The following is a 26,178-nucleotide window of genomic DNA, read 5'->3' as shown; positions in this document are numbered from 1 at the left end:
GGATTCGTCTTTTGTATAGCGAAGTTAGTAACAGAGTCGAAGTAAAAGATGGAAGGGTGTTAATATGAGTGAACAATCTACAGTGAAAAAGTTGCCAAACCGCAGTGAAATTAAGATAGAAGATACATGGAGATTAGAAGATATCTTTGAAACAGATGAAGCGTGGGAGAAGGAATTTCAAGCTGTTAAAGCGTTAGTTCCAGAGATGGAGCAATATCGCGGAAAGCTTGGAGAATCAGCAGACACGCTTTTTAAAGCATTGCAGCAGCAAGATGAACTAACAATGCGCGTCAGTAAGCTTTATACATATGCACATATGAGGTATGACCAAGATACAACCAACTCATTCTATCAAGGATTAAATGATCGAATTAAAACGTTGTATACAGAAATCGCGAGTGCATTATCTTATGTCACGCCTGAACTTTTAGGAGTAGATGAGGCAACGCTAAAACAATATCTAGAAGAAAGCAAGGATTTACAGCTGTATGCACACGCGTTAGATGAAGTAAATCGTGAGCGTCCTCATATCCTTTCTGAGAGTGAAGAAGCTATTTTAGCACAGGCGTCCGAAGCGCTAGGAGCATCAAGTAATACGTTCGGTATGCTGAATAATGCGGATTTAGAGTTTCCATCTATTAAAGATGAAAACGGGGAAGAAGTGGAGATTACCCATGGTCGTTATATACGCTTTTTAGAAAGCAGTGATCGCCGTGTTAGAGAAGATGCGTTTAAAGCCGTCTATGACACGTATGGTAAATTTAAGAATACATTTGCGAGCACTCTTAGCGGAACAGTTAAAAAAGATAACTTTAGCGCTAAGGTCCGTAACTACGAATCAGCTCGTCATGCAGCTCTAAGCGCAAACAATATTCCAGAAGAGGTATATGATAATTTAGTTGCCACGGTAAACGAATATCTGCCTCTGTTACAGCGCTATATTGACCTGCGAAAGAAAGTGTTAGGCGTTGATGAGCTTCACATGTATGATCTTTATACACCGCTTGTGCAAGACGTCAAAATGGAAATACCATATAGCGAAGCAAAAGATTATTTATTAAAGGGCTTGGCACCACTTGGAGAAGAGTATATTTCCATTTTAAAAGAAGGATTTGAAAACCGTTGGGTGGATGTGCACGAAAACAAAGGAAAGCGAAGTGGTGCTTATTCTTCTGGAACATATGGAACAAATCCATATATTTTAATGAACTGGCAGGACAACGTGAACAATCTTTTCACATTAGCTCATGAGTTTGGTCATTCTGTGCACAGTTACTATACGCGTAAAGAACAGCCTTACCCATACGGCGATTATTCAATCTTTGTCGCTGAAGTAGCATCTACGTGTAACGAAGCGTTATTAAATGATTATTTATTGAAAACAATCGACGATGAAAAGAAGAGATTGTACGTATTAAATCATTATTTAGAAGGCTTCCGCGGTACCGTGTTCCGTCAAACGATGTTCGCTGAGTTTGAGCATGAAATCCACGTTCGAGCTCAAAATGGTGAACCGCTAACACCAGAGTTGTTAACGAAGCTATACTATGATTTAAATAAAAAGTATTTTGGTGATAATTTAGTCATTGATGAAGAAATTGGCTTAGAGTGGGCGAGAATCCCACACTTCTACTACAATTACTATGTGTATCAATACGCAACAGGCTTCAGCGCAGCTGCAGCGTTAAGCAAACAAATTCTTGAAGAAGGGGATGCGGCTGTTGAACGTTACCTTGGCTTCTTAAAAGCTGGAAGCTCTGATTACCCAATTGAAGTGCTGAAACGCGCAGGAGTTGATATGACAACTGCTGAGCCAATCAAAGAAGCATTAGAAGTATTTAAAGAAAAGCTTGAAGAGATGGAACGTTTGTTAGAGAACAATTAAATGAAAATAAACAAAGCTTTGCGCATCCGCAAAGCTTTGTTTATTTAAATCCTCGAAATCGATTAAATGAATTAAGAAGCATAATAGTAATGAACAGAGAGAGAAGTAAAAGAGGAGCAGCAATTAGAAGCGGTGCAAGCTTCATTAACGACAGTAAATAAAAGATAAAGGAAAAACAGAGAATGGCGATGCTGATGATCACTCCGATTAGCTTTATGGTTGGTCACCTCGCTTGCTTGTCATGCTTGAACTATATGAAGTAAGGTATCAAAATATACTTTTTTTTAAAAAAATCATGAAAATCTCAAAAAGGGGTTGTCAAAACTCGACATAATTTGCTATAGTAATAATCGTGAAGTTTATCACAAAACAAACATATACCCCTTTGTTTGACCGTGAAAAATTTCTCCCATCCCCTTGTTGTCTTAGGACAAACAAAAAGACTTGGCATTTGCCAAGTCTTTTTTGTATACTAACAGCCTTTTTCTAAGCTTCTCCAAAACGTACCGTATTTCACTGGAACTTGTTCTACCAGGCGTTGAAGCTGAAGTTTTTTTAGTTCTCGCTCAGCTTGCTCAGTAGAGATATCATAAACAACGGCTACTTCTTTTGCTGCGACAAATTGAAAATAAGCTAAAAACGATCGCAGAGGTGGAAGCGGAAGTGGATTGATTTGTTCTTCTTCTAACATTTCATAAATGATGTGTACATAAGTTTCGTATGAATAATGACCAGAAATCTTAATTCCTTCTTCTTCAACTTTTTCGTTAAAAAACACAAGTGTCGGAATGTCAGTTACGTCCATTTCTGATGTGATTTTTAAATCGCATTGGAAGGCTTTTGTAGCATGCTCAGCGTGTAAATCTCGCACAAATTCGTCGACATCGAGTCCAATTTCTTCTGCACATTTTACAAGCACATCTTCTTTTTCAACGTTTTGTTTTTCTAAAAATAATGCTTCTCGAAGTTTTCGTAAAAAGCGAATGCCTTGTTTTTTCCCCTGTAAACCCGCAGCTTTAATTGCAATAGATGCGGCGAATGGTGTTGAAATAGGGTTTTCAAGCCACAGGTTACCGTCGCACGACATACCGGATCGGCAAGCTGTTTGTTCCCATGTTTTAGCCATATCTTCAAACTTCTTTTTTGTCCCAATGTTTAGCTGTTGTAAATTGCTGGTTAAAACATGTTTGAGGGTAATCCAGTTTCCATACTCAATCTGCAATTTTTTTAAGATAGGTTCTAGCGCCCAGCATTCTGGACAAAGTGGATCAACAAATACGTAAATTTCTAGTGGCTTCTGATTAGAACCCTGACAAAGGTGTCGCAATGATTGATGTTCGCTGTGTAAATTCTTCAATGTGAAAATCCTTTCTCATCGTTCTGTTCGTGTGAATTAACCATATGTTGAGCAGTCAGAATGAGCCGGTGATAAAGTTCATCTCGTAACGGACCTTCTAAGCCAATTTCATCCATTGCCTCATGCATACAATGAAGCCATGCTTTTGCGCGAGCTGGCGTAATCTCAAAAGGCAAATGTCTTGCACGTAACATAGGGTGTCCATGTTCTTCAGTATATAGAGCCGGCCCGCCTAAATATTGTGTTAAAAATTGTTTTTGCTTTCGTGTTGTTTCCGTTAAATCTATTGGAAAGATAGGGGCTAAATCTGGGTGACTAGCTACCCTATTATAAAAAGCATCAACAAGTTTGGAAATCGTATGTTCACCGCCCAATAGTTCGTAGGGAGATTTGACTTTTTCTTTCATGTTGATAACTCCTTTATCCTAGAAATATACTCCATCAAGTGTAATGGAGTAGTACCATCGTTTTTCTTAATTTTAGCAGTGTACCTTATTTATCTCAAACTATCCGCTTCAAAAAGAAAAGGTGATAGGGTAGCTAGATAAAGAAATCAGTGAAAAAGTAGCAGAGTTCATAGAAAAAATTTCTTCACATACCTTTTCCGAAAATGATGAGTTGCTTTCTATGCATTATAAGTAGACGTAATTTTAGCAACATAATTTTGTGTTTCTTTAAAAGGCGGAATACCACCGTATTTATCGACATTTCCTGGCCCTGCGTTATAGGCGGCAAGAGCAAGCTTAACGTTCCCGTTATATTTATCAAGCATTTGCCGTAAATATTTTGCGCCTCCTAAAATGTTTTCTCGAGGGTTAAGCGCATTTTGAACGCCAAGGTAGTTAGCCGTTGCGGGCATGAGCTGCATTAATCCTAATGCACCTGCATAGCTTTTGGCATTAGGATTAAAGTTAGATTCTTGTTTAATCACAGCTGAAATTAATTTAGGATCTAGATTATATTTCGAAGCTGCTTCATTAATCAGATCATCAAAGCGTGATCCAGTGATTGGTGATGTAGGCGAACTGCTTTTTTGAACCTGCTTATTGACATAAGGATCCGCATTCATTTTCAGAGGCAGAACATTAGATGCAAAAGTGAGTTGAGCTGTTGGCTCATTAGCACCTGTCTCTTCAGATATATATTGTGCCAAAATGTTTGCAAATATCGACGGATTTAAAAGTGTTGCAGGTGAAGTTGTCGGTTGCTTTGCCGTAAATGTTTGCAAAGTCTGTAGCTGTAACCACGTTTGATAAGCTCGAACATCCATTGATTTATTCCTCACTTAATAATTGATATTTGCGATCGTAAAAACGTTTGATCTTGTTCGCTGTATTACGCTTAGGGATTTCAAAGTCTTGCAGTAAGTTCTCGAATGCAAGTAGTCCTTGTTTTTCATCCTGAACTTCATACTCAATCTCTACATCATCGGTGTCCAAATAAAAACTATGGTCAAATACAAGCAAACCGCTCTTGTATTCAATTTCTGCTCGGTACGTTTGGAGTGTGCCAAAGTAAGTGAGGTCTGCTGATGATACACCAAGCTGCTGGAGAGCTACCGCCATTTCAGTTGGAAAGTTCTCTTTTTCAGTCATCAGCTCTTGTGCTTGTGGCTCTGTAATCTCAACATGTGTTTCTAATAACCCATTTTCATGAGGCTGCTTTAAAGTTAAAACAAACTTTCCATTTTTGTTTCGAATTCGTAAAGCAGCTCCTGCGCTTTTTAGCTGAAAGTCATTTGTATCAAAATAATGATTTTCCTGCATGATAAAATCACGGTCTGTTAGTTGGAAATAAGCTAGTAATTTTTTAAATTCACTCTTGTTTACTAAGTTTTTAAACTCAATTTCAATTTCTTGTTTCATGCTACATAAGCTCCTTTATGATGGATCTGTAAGGATATATTTAATAAGACGTTTTTTTATAATGTTTAGCATACCTATGTTTCTCTTTACGATTAGAAAAACAACTGCATTGTTATCATAAGATTTCATTTATAATCTATCATAAATTGGTTAATTTGTATCGTTAATATCTCGAATCAATCAACGTTTTGTAAAAGAGACGACATAGAAAGTAGGAGAAAACCTGAATAGATTTCGTTTCGCTTTATTAAACCGGGTTTGAATGTGTTAAAATAAGAACGAATTGTATAGTTGGAAGGAGTATATATATGCAAAATCGAATCGAGATCACAACCTGTGTGATGAAGAAAGATGAACTACATTTAAAGGCAGAGGCTATTGAACAACAAATCGAGCAGATTGAAGATATGAAGCAAGTGCTTGCTGATTCAGACAATATGTCATTCGTATACATTGTGGAGGTCAACGAGCAGTTTATGTATGTTGGACTAAGTGACAATATGTGGCCACACCTAAAGAACGTTTTACAAGATGATAAAAAAGTGTTTTTAGAAGTTAATAAGCAAGTCGTTGAGCTAACGGCTATGAAAGAAGAGTTAACATACTTAATCAGCAACATTGAAGGTAATGTAAACTACGGAGATGATATGGTAGCAAGAGTGGAAGAGGTTTTCTTAGATAAAAAAAGCAGTTAACAAGGTGAGGGGGATAGCAATGGTAAGGCATTGGGACTTATTTTTAGCACCGTATAAACAAGCGGTAGAAGAACTTAAAGTAAAGTTAAAAGGCATGCGCTCTCAATACGATATGAGGTCTACGCATTCTCCAATTGAGTTTGTAACAGGCCGAGTGAAACCCATTGCTAGTATTTTAGATAAAGCGGCGAGAAAAAACATTTCTTTAGAGCGTTTAGAGGAAGAGATGCAGGACATTGCAGGTCTACGTATGATGTGTCAATTTACAGATGACATTAAAGCAGTAGTTGAAATCCTAAGGCAGCGTACAGACTTTAAGGTAGTAGAAGAGCGAGATTATATTACTCATCAAAAAGAAAGTGGGTATCGCTCCTATCACATGGTCATTTGCTATCCTGTTCAGACCATACACGGAGAAAAGCAAATCTTAGCAGAAATTCAAATTCGTACGCTAGCGATGAATTTTTGGGCCACGATTGAACATTCTTTAAACTATAAATACAGTGGCAATTTTCCTCAAGAGATTAAAGAACGACTTCAACGAGCATCAGAAGCAGCTTTTCAGCTAGATGAAGAGATGTCAAAAATTCGAGGGGAAATTCAAGAAGCTCAGGTATTCTTTTCGCGTAAAAAAGAATCAGAGAAAACGGAAAATGAATAAAGAATAAAAATTCATATCAGGTTTTTCAACACAGATAGGGGGGAAGAAGGTGAGTAATATCAAGTTTGCTATTACGTCCAGGGGCGATCAAGTTTCAAATACATTAATGCAACGAATGAAAACGTACTTATTAGATTTTCACTTAGAGCAAGACGAAGATGAACCAGATATTGTGATTTCAGTGGGTGGAGATGGCACGTTATTGTATGCCTTTCACCATTATCAATATCGGTTAGACAAAACGGCTTTTGTTGGAGTACATACAGGACATTTAGGGTTTTATGCAGACTGGACACCAGATGAAATTGAGAAGTTAGTCATTGCTATTGCCAAAACACCTTATCAAGTTGTTGAATATCCACTGCTTGAGGTTATTATTCGTTACACAACCGGAGAAAAGGAAGCACGTTCTTTAGCACTCAATGAGTGCACGGTAAAAAGCGTGGAAGGCTCACTTGTTATGGATGTTGAAATTAGAGGTCAGCAGTTTGAAACATTCCGAGGGGATGGATTATGTATTTCAACTCCATCAGGAAGTACAGCTTATAATAAGTCCCTTGGAGGTGCTATTTTGCATCCGTCACTGCATGCGATTCAGATTGCCGAAATGGCTTCTATTAATAATCGTGTGTTTCGTACAATCGGATCTCCTCTCGTGTTACCAGGACACCATACCGCTTTATTAAAACCTGTTAATTACTCAGATTTCCAAATCACCATTGATCATTTAACGTTGCTACACCAAAACGTTAAGTCTATTCAGTGTCGAGTTGCGAATGAAAAGATTCGTTTTGCACGCTTCAGAGCTTTTCCATTTTGGCAGCGAGTAAGAGATTCATTTGTATGTGACTAAGTGGAGAGATATGATATGCACAAGCTATTTACGTTAACCTGGAACGTAACGGATTCATTTAGTGGCTCTTTATTACGTGACTTTTTAAAAAGACAACATATATCTCGAGCTGCATTAACAGATATTAAGTTTAAGGGTGGCTGTATTGAAGTAAATGACGAGAAAGTAAATGTTCGGTATAAACTTACTACTGGAGACTTTGTAAAAGTAACGTTTCCACTTGAATATCCAAGTGAAAGTCTTAAACCTGCATGCCTACCGTTAGATGTGATTTATGAAGATGACTACTTGTTGGTCATTAATAAATCCGCTGGGATGCCTAGTATTCCAACACGAGAGCACCTGGATGATTCGCTAAGCAATGCGCTGCTGTTTTACTATGAGCAAAACAGTATTGCTTCTACCATTCACTTAGTAAATAGGTTAGATCGTGATACTTCAGGTTTATTAATAGTCGCTAAGTATCGACACGTTCATTTCTTATTTTCTCAAGCTCAAGAGCAACGAGCAATTAAGCGTACATATCGTGCGCTTGTTCACGGAACCCTTTCTAAAAAAGAGGGGGTAATTAACGCTCCAATTGGAAGGAAGAACGATAGTATCATTGAAAGAGTGGTACGTTCAGATGGTCAGTATGCTGTTACGCACTACAAAGTGATTGAAGAGTACGATGGATTTTCCGAAGTGGACTTACAGCTGGATACAGGGCGTACGCACCAAATTCGTGTTCATATGGAGTATGTGGGGAATCCTTTACTCGGCGACTCTCTATACGGTGGAAGCAGAGAGAGAATAAGCAGACAGGCGCTACATAGCTATAAGCTCACATTCTTTCATCCCATTTTGCAACGGGAAGTATCATTTCAATCACCGCTTCCTGATGATATGCAGCGTTTGGTTCAACAAAGCAGAGGGTAAATACGATAAGAGCACTACTCGTGAGTAGTGCTCTTATGCTATCCTTTAAACTTTTCAGCTACATAAGGCATAGAAGAAGACACGGAAACAAGCTCTTTTTCAGGGTAGCGAAACGCAGTTAACTTGCCGCCAAATACAGCTCCCGTATCAATATTAATAGTGTTGTTACGTAGCTTAGGAGACGTAATGGGTGTGTGACCGTAAACAACCAATGGTGTTCCATTGTAGTGTTGAGCCCAGTCATTCCGCACAGGTGATCCGTCTGGATGGGTTTCTCCAGTAATGTCTCCGTATAAAACAAACGTTTTAACTTTTTTATCGCTTCGACCAATATAGTCTGCCCGAATTCCAGCGTGTGCAATAACAAGCTGTTCATGTTTTAAGTGAACATAAAGAGGGGCATTCTCATAAAGTTCCATAAACTTATGTTTAATATCTTGCTGCTGCGTTTGGGAGAGGGCATTATATTCAGCTACGGTTGTTTCTAACCCATGTTTAATTTGGACTTTGTTTCCTTTGAAAAATCGATAAAGCTTATTGCAGTGGTTTCCAGGGCAGTAATAAGCTTTTTTTTGTTTAACAACGAGATGCCAAACAAGCTCGATTACCTTTAAGGAGTGAGGTCCTCGGTCCATCAAGTCTCCTACAAAGGCTAAGTGTCTATTTTCTGGATGGACGGGATAGGAAGAGTTCCAGCTATAGCCTAGTTTAGTTGTTAATTCTACAAGCTCATCGTAGCAGCCATGAATATCTCCGATTATATCTAGCTTCACATTTCTTCACGCTCTTTTCTAATGAATTTTGTATCGTTTGAAAAATAAACCTTTTAGGATGTAGAAATTTCATTCTATATTGTGCAAACTATCGATAAGATTTATCACATAATACTTAGATAAACAGAAGTTTTTAAGATTTTACTACGAGTTATGAGTTGAAATCTAGTTCATTTCATAATACAGTAAGGGAAGTTTTGTTCTGAGAGGAGGAAATAGTTATGACTGAATCAATGGAAAGAGAAGAACAAAAGAGACTTCAAGAAGACTTGATTAACTTGCTCAAAGAAAATAAAATTGATGCATTTCGAGAAGAGTTTCTAGAGATGCACCCGTATGATCAAGGTCAGTTTTTTGAAGAGCTAGACGAAGATTTGCGATTTGCTCTCTATGAAATGCTTTCTCCAGAAGAAATGGCTGACATTTTCGAACAGGTGGAAGTGCCTGAAGAAGACTATCAGGATTTGCTTTCAGAGATGCACCCAACCTTTGCTGCGGATATGCTAGCTGAGATGTCAACGGATGACGCAGTTGATGTTTTAAACGAGTTGGATAAAGAGCAAGTAGCGAGCTATTTAACCATTATGGATGAAGAAGCAGCGGATGAAATTAAAGAATTACTTCACTATGAAGAGTACACGGCCGGCAGTATCATGACAACAGAGTTTATCGCAATTAAAGCAAACCAAACGGTTCGCTCTGCGATGCAAATTTTAAGGAAAGAAGCTCCAGGAGCTGAAACCATTTACTATACGTTTGTTGTGGATGAACAAAAACATTTAGTAGGTGTTATTTCCTTAAGGGACTTAATTGTTGCAGATGAAGAAACCATGATTAGTGATGTCATGAGTGAACGTGTTGTATCGGTATCCGTTGCGGAAGACCAAGAAGAAGTTGCACGCATTATGAGGGACTATAATTTCTTAGCGTTACCCGTAGTAGACTTTCAGCAGCACCTTCTTGGAATCATTACCGTCGATGATGTGATTGATGTAATGGATGAAGAAGCATCTGACGATTACTCTAAACTCGCAGGTCTTAGCGACGTAGACGATACGGCAAGCAACAACCCTTTTAATGCAGCTAAAAAGCGTTTACCTTGGTTAATTATTCTTTTGTTTTTAGGTTTGATGACGGCGAGTTTAATTGGGCGTTTTGAGGATACGCTAAATCAAGTAGCTATTTTAGCAATCTTTATTCCTTTAATTGGCGGAATGGCAGGGAACACCGGTACTCAAGCGCTAGCCGTAGCCGTTCGGGGAATTGCAACCGGAGAAATTCAAGAAGAAGGAAAATTAAAGCTTCTCATTCGTGAAGCATTAACAGGTCTAATTACAGGAGGATTCTCTGGTATTGCCGTAACGCTAATTGTATACGTATGGCAGGGTGACTTGATTTTAGGAGCGCTGGTTGGCATTTCTATATTTGCAACGCTAACTGTTGCAACGATAACGGGCGCATTTATCCCGCTATTCATGCATCGTTTGAAGATTGACCCTGCGGTGGCATCTGGACCGTTTATTACTACGATTAATGATCTTATTAGTATTTTAATTTACTTTGGATTAGCAACAACTTTTATGAGCTATTTAAAATAGAGTTGTTGACAGATTAGGCATCGCCTTTTATGCTTGACATTTAAATTTAACACTGGCTTAATATACTTTCATTATACTAAGCAGGTGAAGGAAAAGGAGGGAAAAGTAGATGGAACATCATGCATCCGTAACCTCACTTGTTATTGTAATTACGGTCGCTTTTTTAACACCAATTCTACTTCATCGCTTTAAACTCAACGTTATCCCTGTTGTAGTAGCTGAAATTATTATGGGGTTAATTATCGGAAAAAGTGGATTTGATCTCGTTCAACAAGATATGTGGTTAGAGACGTTGTCTACCCTTGGCTTTATCTTTTTAATGTTTTTAAGCGGGCTAGAAATTGATTTTTCTGCATTTGCAGGTGGACAAAAGAAGGAAAAGACGAAATCAGGTAAAACGATCCCAAATTCGTTTGCTGTATCAACCATTGTATTTATTGCTATTTTTGCTGTTTCCTTGTTATTATCCTATATCTTTGTCTGGACAGGGTTTATTGACAATGCGTTTCTAATGACGCTTATTATTTCAACGATTTCACTTGGCGTTGTTGTTCCAACGCTAAAGGATGCCCAGATTATGAAGAAGTCCATTGGGCAAACCATCTTACTTATTGCAGTTATTGCAGATCTTGTGACGATGATTCTTCTTGCTGTTTTTGCATCAATTTATGCAGAGTCGGGAGGAGGAAACACATGGTTACTGCTTATTCTGTTTGCTGCCGGTGTTCTCTTCTACTTTATCGGTAAGCAGTTTAAGCATCGCTCATTCCTTGAAACAATGTCTAAAGGAACGGTTCAGATTGATACGCGGGCAGTATTTGCTCTTATTATTATCCTAGTGGGACTTTCTGAATCAATTGGAGCGGAAAATATCTTAGGAGCCTTTTTAGCGGGTGTGCTTGTATCACTGCTTGCTCCAGATAAAAATCTCGTGCATAAACTAGATTCCTTCGGCTACGGGTTTTTAATTCCCATCTTTTTTGTAATGGTTGGAGTAGACCTTGATATTTGGTCGTTGTTTGGAGATTCAAAAGTACTTCTTCTAATGCCTTTATTGCTGTTAGCTTTATTGTTATCAAAGCTGTTACCAGTAATGATTATGCGCATTTGGTACGATACAAAAACAGTGTTGGCATCAGGCTTTCTATTAACATCAACGCTTTCACTCGTTATTGCCGCAGCTACGGTTGGTGAAAATATTGGTGTCATTGATTCACAGATGTCAGGGGCTCTCATTCTAGTAGCGGTCATTACGTGTATTATTACGCCAATCGTCTTTAGAAAGCTGTTTCCAAAGCCAGAAATCAATGACAAGAAGCTTAAAATCAACATGCTTGGTGCGAATCAATTTACCCTACCAGTAATTCGAGATCTTGATTTAAATATGTATGACGTAACGATTTATCATACATCAAATGAAAAGCTGGATAACCGTACGTCTGATTCTATCTTCAATATTAATGACATTGAATCTTATGATGTAGAGTATTTACAACAACAAGGTATTTTAGATACAGATGTACTCGTTGTTACAACAGGAGAAGAAGAGCGCAATACATCAATTGCTTTAGCTGCCAAAGAATATGGGACAGGTCGAGTCATTGCGCGTGTTGAAACGCCAGAACTCGATGAAAAGCTAAAAGCAAATCAAGTGGAAGTCTTCTCTGTACTATTATCAACCACAGCGCTATTAAAAGCGTTAATTGAGTCACCTACGGTTTTAAATATTTTAACGAACCAAGAGTCGGCTCTTTACCAAATCAATATGCGTAACCCAAAATATCAGGGAGTAGAGCTTCGTAAATTTCCATTTACGGGTGATGTCATCTTTGTTCGTATCTTTAGAGGGAAAGACTCCATCGTTCCTCACGGCGATACGGAACTTGCGTTAGATGACCGGTTGATTGTAACGGGATCACGTTCCTACGTAAATGAGCTCAAAATGCTTTTAGAGTATAAAATTCGTTAATAAAAATAAGCCTTTCAGTCAATAAGCTATCCGGAAAATTGAGAGTTAACTCTTAATTTTCCGGGTTTTTTAATATGTAAGCTAATTTAAAAGAGTAGTGAAGAGAAATGAAGCGAACTTGTACCTGTATTAGAAACGTCATAATTTGTCTTTAAAAAGCGAGCATTTTATTATGTCTCAGCTTCTTTTGTAGATATAAATGATAGCTTTTTAGACTTCTCCTATGTTATACTTATATTAATACCAGGTACTAATAACTTGTAATAAGTAGGAGGATATTAAAAGATGTTAAAAAGCTTATCCTTAGAGAACCGCACATTTGTTGTTATGGGAGTAGCAAATAAACGAAGCATTGCGTGGGGAATTGCTCGTTCATTGCACGAAGCAGGCGCACGTTTAGTATTTACATATGCGGGAGAACGCTTAGAGAAAAATGTTCGCGATCTTGCAGCTTCATTAGAGCGTGAAGATACGCTTGTATTACCTTGTGACGTAACACAAGATGAAGACATTAAAGCATGTTTCACAAAAATTAAAGAAGAAGTAGGCCATATTCATGGCGTAGCACATTGTATTGCGTTTGCAAATCGCGAAGATTTAGATGGCAATTTTGTAGATACGTCTCGTGATGGTTTCCTTTTAGCTCACAATATTAGCTCATATTCACTTACAGCTGTTGCTCGTGAAGCAAAAGAGCTAATGACAGAAGGCGGAAGCATCGTAACGCTAACTTATCTAGGCGGAGAGCGCGTTGTTCAGAACTATAACGTAATGGGCGTAGCTAAAGCTTCATTAGATGCTAGCGTACGCTATTTAGCTTCAGACTTAGGTCAGCACGGTATTCGCGTTAACTCAATTTCTGCAGGACCAATTCGTACGTTATCTGCAAAAGGAATTAGCGACTTTAACTCAATTTTAAAACAAATTGAAGAGCGTGCACCGCTTCGTCGCACAACAACTCCAGAAGAAGTTGGAGATACGGCAACATTCTTATTCAGCGATTTATCACGTGGAATTACAGGCGAAAACCTACACGTGGATTCTGGTTTCCATATTATTGGACGTTAATCGTTCTTGTAAGAGCGCTACAACATGTAGCGCTCTTTTTTTGTATGGTCATAAAAAAAGAAACAAGTTTTCTAGAAAGCAAGCATACATTTTTAAGAGAACGATAACAAGCAATGGGAGGTATGCTTCATGACTGACTCTCGCTCAAGGTCCGAAGACAACGAGCCTTTAATGTATATTGTGCAGCCCACTCAAGCACAAACAACAAGATCGATGCAATATTTTTATAGTTCAAAGCAAAACGAAAAAGAGCAGCAGCCTTTAAAAGAAGAACCAACTTTCTCACCTATTCAGGACGTAAAATCACAGGAAGTTAAGCCTGAGAAAGCTGGGTTACCTGCGAATGTTCATAAACACAAAGAGCAAAAGAAACCAAATAAAGCATTTCAATATATGAACATTAGTGAAAAAATTAATTTTCTATGTGGATTTCCAAAACATATGGCACAGCCCATTTGTGAAATAAGCGTAGAAGGAAAGTCATTTATTGGAACGATTGTAGAATCTGCAGACGGTGAATTATCGATTTTAGTTCCCCCACATGACAAGCCCAATCGTGTGCCTGTCAAAGATATTATAACGATTTCAATTGTTAAGATTTAAAGAAGCAAAAAGCTAACAAACGAATTTTTCTTGTTAGCTTTTTTCAGTAAAGGTGGGTTTCACATGACCTGGATTTATTTATTTTTATTTGTTTTTGCTACGTTTCGCCTCACAAGGCTGATTGTATTTGATAAAATCACAGGTTTTATTCGCCAGCCGTTTCACGAAATGGTTAAGGAAGTTGATGAACAAGGCAATGAAATGACTTACTTAACAGTAAAGGGAAAAGGGCTTAGGAAATGGATTGGAGAACTCTTAAGCTGTTATTGGTGTACAGGCATGTGGTGTGCAATTGCAATTTATGCAGGCTACACGTTTTTTCCACAGGTAGCTATTCCAGCAATCATTATTTTAGCCATTGCTGGATGTGCAGGCATTATTGAATCATTTATGAAATAAATGGACGGGCATAGAAAAAACAATCGACTTACAGCCGATTGTTTTTTATTCTTCTGTCGGAAGAGTGAGGACGATTTTATTTAGAAAAGGGATGCCTTGCTTCCATTCTTCACTGTAAAAATAACCTTCTACAATAACAAAAGATGAGCTTAGTTCTTTTGGAACGAGAAGCTGAAATGATTCAAAGCGCAATGGCTGATTAGGTGCTAGCTGGGCAGAGCGGGTAGGTCTAATCCAATATTCACCCTCTTGTTTGATTCTTTCTCGCCATTTTGGATGAGCATACTTCCACTGAATGGCTGATGGTGGAATAGTGGAATCTTCAATTTCTTTTTCATCCACAATCTTTCCAATTAGTGCTACGTTTTCGTGAGGTTTTACTTTTAAGCAGATAACGGGTGAAGCAAGCGGTTTGCTTGTTTGATTTGTAATCATAGCGTTTCCAAGGATCATCATTTCTTCCTCATCTGGAGTTGGCAACAAGACAGAGTGTTGAAAATAACTAATGACGTCAGTCGCTTGAAAGCGATCAACTTTTACTTCTACACGCTTTTCTACCACTTTCTCAACAGGTTTTTCGATGATTTTCTCAATGACTTTTTCTTCGATAATGGGATGCTTGCGAGAAATTCTTTCTTTTAAAGACTCAATGATAATAGCTTGCTCTGAGTGCTCATTTTTAAGCTGATAAAGCTCTCTTTCAAGCTCTTCAAGCTCTGTATCTTTGTCATTGATTGAATAGGCTTCAGCGTGCTTGTTTTTCCAAAACAAGGCGTTTTCTTTCTCTCGGTCGAGTGCTCGTTCCAGCTGTCTCAGCTGATTTTCATAATTTTTTAGTTCAGATTTATAGTGAATGAGCTTTTGGCGCATTACCATTGAATCATCTTTAGATGAAGGGGACATTATATAATCTCCTTTCGTAACGTAGCTATCAATATTTCATATGTATGCGAAGCAACGGCTATCGATGAAAAAAGAGGAGAAAAATTCTCCTCTGATTATGCATTGACTTATTCGAATTCGTATTCTCCACCGTGATCTTCTTCGTGTGAGTGATGAGTACCAGGGAATAACTCGTGGCATTGTGGTGGATGAATAATTGGTCCGCATCCTAACGTTTCTAGAAGCTCTGGACGAGGGTGGCAATAGCTGCCTTCTACTTCAATATTTACATAACGCTCTACTTGAACACTAACGCAAAGCATAATTTCTAAGTCTAAGCTTTCGAATCCACCAGTTGGCAAGGATTGAACGTCTCCTTGACCATCAAAGTTGTCTAAGCGAACAACTGGATATGTGCCTTCTGGTGCACATAAGTAGAAGCGCTGTGTTGTAGACCATGGTAAGACTGGTGACAAGTAACATCCTGGCGTACCTAGATCGTCACAACCGAACTCATTTCTTGTAAATTTGATACGAAAGAAACCACTCATAGATACTTTTACTTCGTGTAGAGTAACTACTTCTCCATCCGGTAATAAAATTTCTTTGTGCTTGCGTCCATGTTTTTTACATGTTGGAATTTCGATCACTTCTGCAATTGCATCTTCATCGTTTAAGTCAAGCGGATTGCCTGCTGCATCTGTTAAGATAACCTCAACGTCTACATAAGGTGATGTAGGATCAAAGTTGCCAAACTCTAATGAACCGTTGCTATAAAGACGCGTTAAAGAGATTTCACGTTTCACCCAATCATATACTTTAGGAACGCGAATACATAATGAATCTAAATGTTCTCCCATTCTTTTTTACCTCCTAATCGTAATTGTCCTTCCTTTATGCTATTCGTTAACTAGGTATCGGACTACTATAGTGTATGAATGACCCGGTTTTGTGTGACCGTGACAAAAGCGGAATTTAGAAAAGTTTGCTGCATGCATAAAATTTGAAGGAAATAATAAACTCACTTACAGCATATTCATATTAAGAAAAAGTGTTATTCATCTAGAAAGAAATTTTATGAGTAATTAGCTTACATGAAGGAGTGAATCGCTGTGGCTGAAGTAAAAGTAAGAGAATATATTGCAAGCTTAAAAGCTGAGTTAGAGTTTTATAAGGAAGAATATCAAAAATATAAGAGTGAAGAGTTAAATTATGAAGAACTTAAGGAAGACTTAGAGAATTTCAGAGAAAAAAATAAAAAATTAGTTGAAGAAATTGACTGGTTAAAAGCAATGATTAATGAACAAAAAGAGCAGGAGAAAAAAGCTCAGCAAAAGCCGAAGGCAAAAGTAGAGGAAGATGAAACACCGATAGAAGCAATAGAGGCATATTCATCATTTGATAAATCAATTAATCAAGGTCTTAGTGAACTTCAGCAAAAGCTAAGCGGGGTTCAGCGACATAAAATGAGACAACAAGCGGTGAATCGAGAGCGTGATATGAACAGTCAGGATCTATTTTTAAAGCTGCAGCGTAAAATGGACAAATAACACTGAACTTCTTACTACAAGCTGAATATAATGTCATAGATTGCATTTTGTGAAAAGGAGGGACCATAGGATGTATTATAATCAAAAACAAGCATACCCTCACCCGCACCCTCATTACTATCAGCAGCCTGTAATGAAAAAAGCAGTTCAATATCCTTCAAAGCCTGTACAAAAGCCAATGCCAAAGCAAGGTGGATGTGGTTGCGGATCTAAATTACCGAAGCGTTAAACCGTTTGTACTGCCTATCCTGGCAGTACTTTTTTTCTTCTTATACATAGTATAGATGGAGGTGAATGACGTGGCAGATTTTTTTGAGCAATTAGAGAAATTTTTTGAAGAGCAAATCATTGGTTCTCATGAAAAAAAGATGGATGAAGTGGAAAAGTTATCTCAGCGATTTGAAAAGCAAGAGCGTCAATTACAGCAGCAAGAAAAGCAGATTGATGATATTTATAATGATGACCCGTTTGGACAATAAAAATATTTCTTGACCAAAAGCCCATACCAATTCATGCCCCATCACATATTGTATAGAGAAGAAGGACAGAGGGGGTGTAATTATGGGCTTTGGATATGGCGGCGGATATGGCTGTGGCTACGGTGGTGGTTACGGCGGTGGTTTTGCGCTAATCGTAGTACTATTTATTTTATTAGTTATTATTGGTTGTGCATGTTACAACTAATCCCTTCTACTGAATATAGTAAAAGAGAGTACGAGTGAGCGTTCACTCGTACTTTATTTTGATATTGTACCTCACAAACCGTCGATTAAAAGTGGTCACCATCTGGGCAGCAGTTGCATACGATAAAGTATTCCGTACAGAACCGCTTCTTCTCACACAATATGGCGGCTAGAAACAATTTGGTTTCATAAGCTTTATATGCCAAAGGAGGCAATGTAAATGGATAACAATATGTTTAAGAATATTGAAAAGAAAACAGGCGTTAATATGAAGGATATTTTCGAGCTAGCGAACTCCGTGCAAAACGCCAATTTTAAGGATGAACAAACGGTGCGTAATATTGTAAAACGTGTAGCTCAAATTGCAAATAAACCAATTTCAAAACAAAAAGAAGATCAGATTGTCAAAGCACTTGCTAGCAACAACCAATCAATTGATTTTAGTACAATTTCTAAAATGTTGAATGAGAAGAAGAAATAAGTAAAGAGCCGGGATTCCCCGGCTCTTTACTTATGAAATGACTAGTATGTTTTTAAAAAAGGTTTTAAAAAGCGAGAAGGGTAAGCTGTTTTTCCTCTTCGCGTTTGTAAAATGGATAGGTATAGGGATAGCTTTGCTCGCGTCATGGCTACATAAAGCAAGCGTCTTTCTTCTTCCAATGCACCAACCTCACCGTTTCGGTACGATTCAAGCGCATAGTCATGCGGAATACCCCCGTCTACGTTACCTAAAACATATACGTGTTTATACTCCAGACCCTTAGCCCGATGAATGGTTGTTAAATGAACGCTCTCATTAAACTGCTTACTTAAAACCTTCATCTCTTTGTTCATACCAATCATGTGATCTGCGTGGTCAAGCAGTTCTTTGACGGTTGAAAATTTACGTACAACAACTCTTAAGTCCCGAACGTCATCTGACCCTTTTTCCATGGCATTCCCTTCATTTCCGCGCTTTTTGACAAAGTCATCAAAGCCCATATCTTTTGAAATAGTTTCAATGGCATTAACAGGCGTCATCTTTTTTAAGCTTGAAAACAGCGGAATAATCTTTTTCAACTTCTTTTGTTGAAACGATTTTAAATCCTTTAAATGGCCAAGCGCCTCGACAAATGATACGTCATTTAAAATACTTATTGCCTTTAAATCATTTAAGACATTTTTCTTTAAAAATAATGCCTGAACGATGCTAGTCAGGGATTGATTATCGTTTGGATCTAAGCTAAGGCGTAAAAAAGCAAGCATTGTTTTTACAATCCGACGTTCATAAAATGAATCTGCATCTTGCTCAATGGTAAACGGAAGATTTGACTGTGACAACCGTTCAAAGACCGCACGTGAAGAAGCATGAGTACGATATAAAATGGAAAAGTCAGAAGGAGATGCACCGGCTTGAACTTTCTCTTTTATATCTCGCACAATCATTGTGGCTTCTTCTTCTTCATCATAAGGAAAGAAAAAAGTTGGTATATGATCATGGTGAAACTGTGCTTTCATATTTTTTGGATGTCGCTCTGTATTGCGTTCAACGACCTTATTGGCAGCTGAAACAATTGAATGAGCAGAGCGGTAGTTTTGGTGAAGCGTTACTTTTTTCGTTCCTGGAAAATCTCTTTCGAAATTCAAAATAAAGCTTGGGTCACTGCCACGAAACGCGTAGATGGACTGATCATCGTCACCTACAACGCATAAGTTTTTAGAGTCAGCGCTCAACATTTTCATAATAGCATACTGAACTTTATTAATATCTTGAAATTCATCAATCAGAAAGTATCTGAATCGTTTTTGATAACGAACAAGAAGCTCAGGGTTATCTCTAAGCATTTGATAGCAGCCGTCCAGCATATCATCAAAATCGAATAACCCTTGCTTTTGCTTTGTTTGTTCGTAATGAGTATACAGGTGGTGAACTTGCTCTTCCCACTGGCTAGCAGGGCGAATATCTTTCACACCCAAAAGCGTATTTTTCCAATAGCTAATCTGTTGAATGGCTTGGTCGAATGGAAAATCTTTTTCGTCAAGATTTATTTCTCGTCCTGCTTCTTTTAAAAGTTGTTCCTTTTGCCAATCCCATTTTAACAATCGACTCATTTGCCAAGAATCCGGGGCATGATGAACAACCATCCGCAGAAAAATACTATGGAATGTGCCGACAAGCATCTGCTTAATGATTGATGGTGACATTCCAGGATAAGATGTGAGACGGTTCTTCATTTCTTTTGCTGCTTTTGATGTAAACGTTACGAGCATAATTGAACGCGGATCAATTTTATGCTCTTGGATCATATAAGCAGTACGAGCGGTTAATACTCTCGTTTTTCCACTTCCTGCCCCAGCCAAAATTAAAAGGGGACCTTCAAAGTGAGTAACTGAGCTCCACTGATTTGTATCTAACACGATTTGATGTTCCTGCAATGCATGAGAATAGGATGATTTCGCTTCTTTCACTTCCGCTTTTGATGCTGAAAAAGCAGGAATTGGGTTGAAAAAAGTGGAATTTTTCCATTGAAGTTCATTTTTTACTTCGCTTTTCCCAATGGCTCTGCTTTTTGGAATTCGAAACCCTCCTTGTTCTTCATAGCTTGTACTTGAAGCCAGCACAGGAACGGGTTGTTTTTGGGTGAATGGTTTCATACATTCTGAGCGTTCGTGAGGGGCATTGCGATGATAAAAATAAGGAGCTTGGTGAATTCCGATTGCAAGATGAACAGTTTCCTTACAATGAGCACAAGTTAATTCATTTCGAATTCCTGCTTCATAAATCATTTGAAACTGACTGCGACCTAATGTGTCGAGTGAAATCGTCTTCCCGTTATGTAGAGCATTTTGCATACAGCTGACCTCCTTTATCATTTCATTTCTGTTAAAACAGCTAAAAACTATCATACCATATTCAAATGACTATCGAACAGGTAGAGAGTAAAACAACTTGTCTAAGCAAAATGTCGAATATCTTTTGTTCAAACGGGAAAAAGATTATAAAAGGAGGAGAGGGTATGGGGTATATCTTACCTATTACGCCGTATCAATCGATTCAATATGCACAAAGAAGCCAGCTGAAAACCTACACTTTGCGAACCGTACAATCTGTCCAGCCAATCGTGAGCTTACAAAATAAGCGAAGCTCTACTTTACCTTTATCTTCTATGAACAACTATACGCACTATCGATCTAGGCAAGATCCGCAAGTAATTGAGCAAGATATTCCAAAAGGAACCTATATCAACGAAAAAGTCTAAATATTCTCGAGATGTTAATCTAAAAATAAAGAAGGCAATGCTTTTATTCTGTATTAACAAATGCTAATACTTTTGAATAAAGAGTTCATCGCCTTGTTGCCATTCTGCGTATAATACTTGTTTAACGCTAGGAATTCCTTGTTTTTCGATTTCTTGATGTAACCATTTTTCTGTAAAGCCTGACTCCGTTAAATTTTTAGTCAAAATGCGTCCGTCACTGATAAAGGCAATTGGAAGGGTAGGTTGTGTAACAGGTAATTGAAAGTCACCTTTAGTAGGGGCCGCATAGTCGGACTTTAATAAAACGCTCATTGTGCCGTCCGTTTCTAAGATAGCATATGCTACTTCGCGAATAGAAAAAGCGTTCTTAGAGCGGAGCATGTGCAACAATTGATCTACGTCTAATCGGTTACGCTGTAGTTCTCTGTAAGAAAGCTTGCCATTCCGAATAATAATGGAAGGTCGCCCTTCGAGAAACAAACGAAAAGGAATATTTTTTTGTGTAATAACTTCCGTAAAGTAAATGAGTGCACCCCAAACAGTTACAGCAAATGCAATCTTTCCAATCCCTATTTCAGAATCATACAGCGCGTTTCCGACCAATTCACCCAGCACAAGCGCTGAAATAAAGTCGAACGTTGTGAGTTGCGTAATGGTGGCGCGCCCCAGTAATTTCGTTAAAAAAAATAAGCAAACAAAGCCTACAAACAACTCTGAAGCAATCCTGATAAATTCCATTATTTCACCTTGTTTCCATCTTTGTTTATTAGTATGGAAAGATAAATGCTCTTTTATCCAATGAAATTTGACATGAAAAAGCTATGTATACAAAGCGGATTTTTGCTTGTATCTACATCAAAGCGTACCTACCTCTTTTTGCGTCTGTCCTTCCAGGAGAAATAAAATGCTTGGACAAAAAAAAGAAGGACAAGTAACCAAAGAGTAAAAGTTTCTCCAATGCCCATTAAGCGAAATGGACTTATAGCATTGTTTAGCGCCTCATGAACAGTGAATTGTTGAGAAATATCAATAACCAAGGAAAAGATTATTAAACAGCTTAACATTAGAAAAGCAATACCTATAATTTTCATCGCTTACACACTCCATTTAAGTAACCTTCCCTTTTTATCTCAATTTATAAAAAGATATAAAATGCAAAATCTCACATAAGAAATCCCTGTAAGGTTAAGATAATAGAAATAAAAAGAAAGGTGTTTCATTTCATGCCTTCGTTCTTTAAGAATCAAAAAAAACAAAAGAATTCGCATACGGCCAATGATTCTAATTCTTGTGTAGAATCTTCTCTAGAAGCAAACCGTCAGTACATCGCACGGAAAATGGGTGACAGTTCGGATATAGTTGTTCGACATTTAAAATTAGGGCTGAATTTGGAGATAGAAGTTGCAATTATTTATATAGAAGGAATTGTAGACAATCAATCTATTCAAGATTCTTTAATTGATTCTATAACCAAAGAGCCAAGCAAAACGAATGTAACTGTAAACAATGCTTTAGATGTGATTTCGAAAAGTATCGTAACTACTGATGATTTATCGGTTATTAATAAGTGGGAAGATGTGTTTTTATCCTTAACAGCAGGTGACACAATTATACTCGTAGATGGAATAAATAAAGTGCTAAGCGCTAGTACTGCTGGGGGAGAAACTCGAGCTATCTCTGAATCAACTACTGAAATGGTTGTTCGTGGGCCAAAAGCTGCATTTACAGAGTCTATAGGAGTAAACCTAGCAATGGTAAGGCGTATTATTAAGAGCCCTGATTTATGGACAGAGTCTTTGAAAATAGGCCGAATAACGAAAACGAAGGTCAATCTAATGTACATAAACGGCGTTGTGAAAGAAGAAATTATTCAAGAAGTACGCAACCGGCTGAAAGAAATCGATATCGACAGTATCCTTGAATCGGGGTATATTGAACAATTTATTGAAGATCAAACATTGACGCCGTTTCCTACTGTTTATAATACGGAAAGACCAGATGTAGTAGCGGGGAATTTATTAGAAGGGCGAATCGCTATATTTGTGGACGGAACGCCTTTTGTATTAATTGTTCCAGCTGTTTTTACGCAGTTCTTTCAATCTCCAGAAGATTACTATGCTCGCTTTGACATTGCAACATCTATTCGTTTATTACGAATCTTTATGTTTCTTATTTCGCTCATTGCTCCAGCTATTTATGTCGCTGCCACAACTTTTCACCAAGAAATGGTACCGACAACGCTCATTGTAGCGATTGCCGCTCAGCGAGAAGCCGTGCCGTTTCCCGCTTTTGTTGAAGCACTCCTCATGGAATTGACTTTTGAAATCCTACGGGAGGCAGGAATCAGGTTACCAAAAGCAGTTGGATCAGCCGTATCAATTGTAGGAGCACTCGTTATCGGGCAAGCAGCAGTACAAGCAAGTATTGTATCTCCTGCGATGGTTATTGTTGTTTCAATTACAGCTATAGCTAGCTTTGCCACTCCAGCTTTTGATATGGCTATTTCCGCTCGGTTAATTCGGTTTTTATATATGCTAGGTGCAGCAACGTTTGGGTTTTATGGAATTATCTTAGTGCTACTGTTAATGATTGTTCATCTCTGTAGCTTACGTTCATTTGGTATTCCATACATGGCTCCTTTTGCACCGTTTATACCAGGGGACAATCGAGATACAGTTATAAGATTACCGTGGTGGAATTTAAGAAATCGTCCACGACTAGTGAGTGATAATTCAGTTCGAGAAGAAAACGAGAAATCTGGTCCTCCCACAGGTCGGAATATGAAAAGAAATATTTCTCAAGAGGGTGACAACAGTGAATCATAATAAGAGAATTTTTCTATTAATACTTATACTTTTTCTTTTAACAGGCTGTTGGAGCAAAAAAGAATTAACCGACCTGGCTATTGTAGCAGCAATGGGCATTGATAAAACAGAAGATGGTAAATATGATTTAACACTTCAGATCATTAATCCTAGCAACGTAGCTGGAAGCTTTCAAGGAGGAGGAGGTTCTCAAAGTCCCCCCGTTACGGTGTATTCAGCTCAAGGTGATAATTTAGTTGAGGCAAGCAGGCGTGCTTCAACTAAAATCTCAAGACGATTATATTATGCTCATACAAACCTTGTTGTAATTGGGGAGAGGCTTGCAAAGGAAGATGGCGTAAATCTTTTAATTGATGCATTAGATAGAGATCCAGAATTCCGAATTACCTCTACCTTTACAATTGCAAGCAACTCAACAGCTGCAGCTCTTGTCAAAGCATTAACTCCTATTGACAAAATTCCAGCAAATAAAATTTTAAAGACCTTGGAATTTTCTCAAAGGCGGTGGGGAGGAACGATAAAAGCATCACTCCAAGACGTGATGAAAGGTATTCATTCTCCTGGGAAGCAAACCATTGTTTCTGGATTTCGTGTAGTTGGTAATGAAGAGCAAGCACAAAAATTAGGGAATTTGGAGGAGAGTGCGCCAGAGGCAACGCTCCGTGCTGCTGGAATTGCAGTTTTGAAGGAAGGGAAGTTAGTAGACTGGTTATACGGAGAAACAGCCAGAGGAACAGTATGGATTCTTGATAAGATTCAAGGTACGGATATTAATATCGATTGGGAAGGCACCAAGGAAGCAATAGCTTATCAAACGGTTCGTCAAAAAACAAACGTATCTTCACAACTAAAAAGCGGTAAGCCTCATATGACTGTTCATACTCGTGTGGAAGGGGAGATTGGGGCATTAAATGTACCGATAGATATAACGAACCCAAAGGTTATTAGAGAAATCGAAGAGGCGATTGGGAAAGAAATTAAAAAAGAACTAACGAAAAGCATTGAACATGCGCAGAGCAAAAAAACGGACGTTTTTGGCTTTGGAGAAGTTGTTCATCGTACCAGTCCAAAAAAATGGAAGAAACTAGAGCCTGAGTGGAGCGATGCTTACTTTCCTGAACTAACTGTGGATGTGAAAGTAGAGGCCTATGTTCGTCGCGCTGGATTACGAAATAAATCGTTTCTTTCAGATGTAAAATAGAGATAAAAGGAGGTGCCAATGAAATGGAGAAAGCAAGAATTAGTGCTATTCAGCTCTTCGTCTTAATGGTTCTTTTTCAAATGGGAAGTGCTTTATTGGTACCTCTTGCAATGGATGCTAAGCAAGATGCGTGGTTAGTAATCTTGATGGGGATGATTGTAAGCTTTGTTCTCTTTTTAGTCTATCATAAAATTTATTGGTACTATCCAAATCTTTTACCTACAGAATACATGCAAGAAATTTTGGGGAAAGTGATTGGAACAGTAGTGGCATTTCTATACATTGTTTATTTTATGTATGATGCTGCAAGGGTTCTACGTGATTTTGGTGAAATGCTATTAACGTTTGCCTATCCAGATACGCCTCTATTTATAGCGAATGCTTTACTAATTCTTGTGATTATCTATATGGTTTACAATGGGATTGAAGTCATTGCTCGTTCAGGGGAACTGCTTTTTATCTTTATGTATATTCTTGCTGTTACAGGTTTTATCTTAATTGTAACGTCAGGTTTAATCGATACGACAAATTGGAAACCGGTGTTAGAAGAAGGGTTGTCTCCTCTTTTAAAAGTAGTATTTACAGAAACATTGTATTTTCCATTTGCAGAAGCTATTGTATTTACAATGATTTTGCCTTATTTAAATAACCCTAGACATGCTAAACGAACGTTGCTAGGGGCAACAGCACTAAGCGGAATTAATTTAACTATTACGATGCTGATTAACATAGGCGTACTAGGAGTAGATTTAACTTCTCGTTCGCAGTTTCCACTCCTGACTACTGTTCAAACCATACAGGTAGCCAACTTTTTAGAACGATTAGATGTCTTTTTTATGATTGCGATGGTAACAGGGATTTTTTTGAAAGTAAGCATTTTGTTTTACGCGGCTGTTATAGGTGCATCAAGTTTATTTAACGTTCAATCACCTTCACGCCTTGCCTATCCTTTTGGAATCATTATTCTATTCACATCAATCATGATTGCAAGCAATATTCAAGAGCATCTTGAAGAAGGCTTAAAGATAGTAATGAAGATTTTACATATTCCTCTTTTTGTAGTTATTCCGCTTTTACTTCTTTTTGTAGCATTTTTACGAAATCGAAAGAAAACCTCTAGCAAAAAAGTTTGAAGTAATGCTGACGTAAATAAA

Annotated in this window: 28 protein-coding genes; 19 read left to right on the top strand and 9 right to left on the bottom strand. The window is 38.0% G+C overall.

Annotated elements, in window-relative coordinates:
- Positions 1-64: 64 nt before the first annotated feature.
- Complete coding sequence (gene pepF, locus V2145_RS15455) at positions 65-1,885, top strand: oligoendopeptidase F (RefSeq protein ID WP_330987989.1); 1,821 nt, start codon at positions 65-67, stop codon at positions 1,883-1,885.
- A 472-nt stretch (positions 1,886-2,357) separates the two neighbouring features.
- Here pepF and V2145_RS15450 read toward each other — a convergent pair whose 3' ends face one another.
- The 4 genes from V2145_RS15450 to V2145_RS15435 form a co-directional block, all read right to left on the bottom strand.
- On the bottom strand, positions 2,358-3,242 hold the full coding sequence (locus V2145_RS15450) for a ClpXP adapter SpxH family protein (RefSeq protein ID WP_280924296.1): 885 nt from the start codon (positions 3,240-3,242) through the stop codon (positions 2,358-2,360).
- On the bottom strand, positions 3,239-3,649 hold the full coding sequence (locus V2145_RS15445; protein ID WP_061785625.1) for a globin domain-containing protein: 411 nt from the start codon (positions 3,647-3,649) through the stop codon (positions 3,239-3,241). Before V2145_RS15445 ends, V2145_RS15450 begins: the two co-directional genes overlap by 4 nt.
- Before the next feature lie 218 nt (positions 3,650-3,867).
- Entirely contained in the window at positions 3,868-4,512 is a 645-nt protein-coding gene (locus V2145_RS15440; RefSeq protein ID WP_094913043.1) for a lytic transglycosylase domain-containing protein, read from the bottom strand.
- A 4-nt stretch (positions 4,513-4,516) separates the two neighbouring features.
- Positions 4,517-5,107, bottom strand: a complete 591-nt coding sequence (locus tag V2145_RS15435; RefSeq protein WP_094913042.1) for a CYTH domain-containing protein — start codon at positions 5,105-5,107, stop codon at positions 4,517-4,519.
- A 308-nt stretch (positions 5,108-5,415) separates the two neighbouring features.
- On the opposite strand from V2145_RS15435, the gene V2145_RS15430 reads away from it, so the two are divergent.
- From V2145_RS15430 to V2145_RS15415, 4 genes are read left to right on the top strand one after another with little or no spacing between them, the layout of a single operon-like run.
- The gene (locus tag V2145_RS15430; RefSeq protein WP_094913041.1) at positions 5,416-5,802 is read left to right on the top strand and encodes a hypothetical protein; all 387 of its coding nucleotides are present in this window, start codon (positions 5,416-5,418) and stop codon (positions 5,800-5,802) included.
- A gap of 19 nt (positions 5,803-5,821) precedes the next feature.
- Complete coding sequence (locus V2145_RS15425; protein WP_094913040.1) at positions 5,822-6,463, top strand: GTP pyrophosphokinase; 642 nt, start codon at positions 5,822-5,824, stop codon at positions 6,461-6,463.
- A 58-nt stretch (positions 6,464-6,521) separates the two neighbouring features.
- Positions 6,522-7,316 (top strand): NAD kinase, encoded by a 795-nt coding sequence (locus tag V2145_RS15420; RefSeq protein ID WP_330988148.1) that lies wholly within the window; start codon positions 6,522-6,524, stop codon positions 7,314-7,316.
- A gap of 15 nt (positions 7,317-7,331) precedes the next feature.
- On the top strand, positions 7,332-8,234 hold the full coding sequence (locus tag V2145_RS15415) for an RluA family pseudouridine synthase (RefSeq protein WP_311859268.1): 903 nt from the start codon (positions 7,332-7,334) through the stop codon (positions 8,232-8,234).
- Between the two features lie 38 nt (positions 8,235-8,272).
- On the opposite strand, the gene prpE is transcribed toward V2145_RS15415, so the two are convergent.
- The gene (gene prpE / locus V2145_RS15410) at positions 8,273-9,007 is read right to left on the bottom strand and encodes a bis(5'-nucleosyl)-tetraphosphatase PrpE (protein WP_094913037.1); all 735 of its coding nucleotides are present in this window, start codon (positions 9,005-9,007) and stop codon (positions 8,273-8,275) included.
- A 221-nt stretch (positions 9,008-9,228) separates the two neighbouring features.
- Here prpE and mgtE point away from each other — a divergent pair, with 221 nt between their 5' ends.
- The 5 genes from mgtE to V2145_RS15385 all read left to right on the top strand — a co-directional run bounded on the left by mgtE (position 9,229) and on the right by V2145_RS15385 (position 14,644).
- The gene (mgtE, locus tag V2145_RS15405; RefSeq protein ID WP_330987988.1) at positions 9,229-10,605 is read left to right on the top strand and encodes a magnesium transporter; all 1,377 of its coding nucleotides are present in this window, start codon (positions 9,229-9,231) and stop codon (positions 10,603-10,605) included.
- Between the two features lie 109 nt (positions 10,606-10,714).
- Complete coding sequence (locus tag V2145_RS15400) at positions 10,715-12,574, top strand: monovalent cation:proton antiporter family protein (protein WP_330987987.1); 1,860 nt, start codon at positions 10,715-10,717, stop codon at positions 12,572-12,574.
- Positions 12,575-12,859: 285 nt separating this feature from the next.
- Entirely contained in the window at positions 12,860-13,642 is a 783-nt protein-coding gene (fabI, locus tag V2145_RS15395; RefSeq protein ID WP_025908127.1) for an enoyl-ACP reductase FabI, read from the top strand.
- A gap of 129 nt (positions 13,643-13,771) precedes the next feature.
- Positions 13,772-14,245: a CotO family spore coat protein gene (locus V2145_RS15390; RefSeq protein ID WP_330987986.1), complete on the top strand. Its 474-nt coding sequence runs from the start codon at positions 13,772-13,774 to the stop codon at positions 14,243-14,245.
- Positions 14,246-14,308: 63 nt separating this feature from the next.
- A complete protein-coding gene (locus V2145_RS15385; RefSeq protein WP_253346769.1) occupies positions 14,309-14,644 on the top strand; it encodes a DUF1360 domain-containing protein in 336 nt (111 codons plus the stop codon).
- A gap of 45 nt (positions 14,645-14,689) precedes the next feature.
- On the opposite strand, the gene V2145_RS15380 is transcribed toward V2145_RS15385, so the two are convergent.
- Both V2145_RS15380 and V2145_RS15375 read right to left on the bottom strand, forming a co-directional pair.
- A complete protein-coding gene (locus V2145_RS15380) occupies positions 14,690-15,547 on the bottom strand; it encodes a hypothetical protein (RefSeq protein WP_330987985.1) in 858 nt (285 codons plus the stop codon).
- 107 nt (positions 15,548-15,654) lie between these two features.
- Entirely contained in the window at positions 15,655-16,386 is a 732-nt protein-coding gene (locus tag V2145_RS15375) for a hypothetical protein (protein ID WP_330987984.1), read from the bottom strand.
- A 252-nt stretch (positions 16,387-16,638) separates the two neighbouring features.
- On the opposite strand from V2145_RS15375, the gene V2145_RS15370 reads away from it, so the two are divergent.
- The 5 genes from V2145_RS15370 to V2145_RS15350 all read left to right on the top strand — a co-directional run bounded on the left by V2145_RS15370 (position 16,639) and on the right by V2145_RS15350 (position 18,240).
- Positions 16,639-17,076, top strand: coding sequence for a hypothetical protein (locus V2145_RS15370; protein WP_330987983.1), 438 nt, complete (start codon positions 16,639-16,641; stop codon positions 17,074-17,076).
- A 70-nt stretch (positions 17,077-17,146) separates the two neighbouring features.
- Positions 17,147-17,305, top strand: a complete 159-nt coding sequence (locus V2145_RS15365; protein ID WP_179289296.1) for a hypothetical protein — start codon at positions 17,147-17,149, stop codon at positions 17,303-17,305.
- 70 nt (positions 17,306-17,375) lie between these two features.
- The gene (locus V2145_RS15360; RefSeq protein WP_094913029.1) at positions 17,376-17,555 is read left to right on the top strand and encodes a hypothetical protein; all 180 of its coding nucleotides are present in this window, start codon (positions 17,376-17,378) and stop codon (positions 17,553-17,555) included.
- Positions 17,556-17,637: 82 nt separating this feature from the next.
- Entirely contained in the window at positions 17,638-17,760 is a 123-nt protein-coding gene (locus V2145_RS15355; protein ID WP_094913028.1) for a YjcZ family sporulation protein, read from the top strand.
- A gap of 219 nt (positions 17,761-17,979) precedes the next feature.
- Positions 17,980-18,240 carry a stage VI sporulation protein F gene (locus V2145_RS15350; RefSeq protein ID WP_025908120.1) on the top strand — a complete coding sequence of 87 codons (261 nt, stop codon included), beginning with the start codon at positions 17,980-17,982 and terminating at the stop codon, positions 18,238-18,240.
- Positions 18,241-18,281: 41 nt separating this feature from the next.
- Here the strand turns inward: V2145_RS15350 and V2145_RS15345 are convergent, their stop codons facing one another.
- Positions 18,282-20,591, bottom strand: coding sequence for an ATP-dependent helicase (locus V2145_RS15345; protein WP_330987982.1), 2,310 nt, complete (start codon positions 20,589-20,591; stop codon positions 18,282-18,284).
- 164 nt (positions 20,592-20,755) lie between these two features.
- Between V2145_RS15345 and V2145_RS15340 the strand changes: the two genes are divergently transcribed.
- Positions 20,756-20,998, top strand: coding sequence for a hypothetical protein (locus tag V2145_RS15340; protein ID WP_311859243.1), 243 nt, complete (start codon positions 20,756-20,758; stop codon positions 20,996-20,998).
- Between the two features lie 63 nt (positions 20,999-21,061).
- On the opposite strand, the gene V2145_RS15335 is transcribed toward V2145_RS15340, so the two are convergent.
- Positions 21,062-21,739 (bottom strand): DUF421 domain-containing protein, encoded by a 678-nt coding sequence (locus tag V2145_RS15335; protein WP_330988147.1) that lies wholly within the window; start codon positions 21,737-21,739, stop codon positions 21,062-21,064.
- Positions 21,740-22,221: 482 nt separating this feature from the next.
- On the opposite strand from V2145_RS15335, the gene V2145_RS15330 reads away from it, so the two are divergent.
- The 3 genes from V2145_RS15330 to V2145_RS15320 are packed head-to-tail and all read left to right on the top strand — an operon-like array spanning position 22,222 to position 26,157.
- Positions 22,222-23,823 carry a spore germination protein gene (locus tag V2145_RS15330; protein ID WP_131887334.1) on the top strand — a complete coding sequence of 534 codons (1,602 nt, stop codon included), beginning with the start codon at positions 22,222-22,224 and terminating at the stop codon, positions 23,821-23,823.
- Entirely contained in the window at positions 23,813-25,024 is a 1,212-nt protein-coding gene (locus tag V2145_RS15325) for a Ger(x)C family spore germination protein (RefSeq protein WP_330987981.1), read from the top strand. The genes V2145_RS15330 and V2145_RS15325 overlap by 11 nt, the downstream gene beginning before the upstream one ends.
- Positions 25,025-25,047: 23 nt before the next feature.
- The gene (locus V2145_RS15320) at positions 25,048-26,157 is read left to right on the top strand and encodes a GerAB/ArcD/ProY family transporter (RefSeq protein WP_330987980.1); all 1,110 of its coding nucleotides are present in this window, start codon (positions 25,048-25,050) and stop codon (positions 26,155-26,157) included.
- Positions 26,158-26,178: the final 21 nt, after the last annotated feature.

Origin of the sequence: Priestia sp. GS2 (genome assembly GCF_036409025.1) — a bacterium.
Taxonomy (GTDB): domain Bacteria; phylum Bacillota; class Bacilli; order Bacillales; family Bacillaceae_H; genus Priestia; species Priestia aryabhattai_A.
Note: the sequence above shows the minus strand (reverse complement) of the source record. Positions and strands in the feature narration are given on the sequence as shown.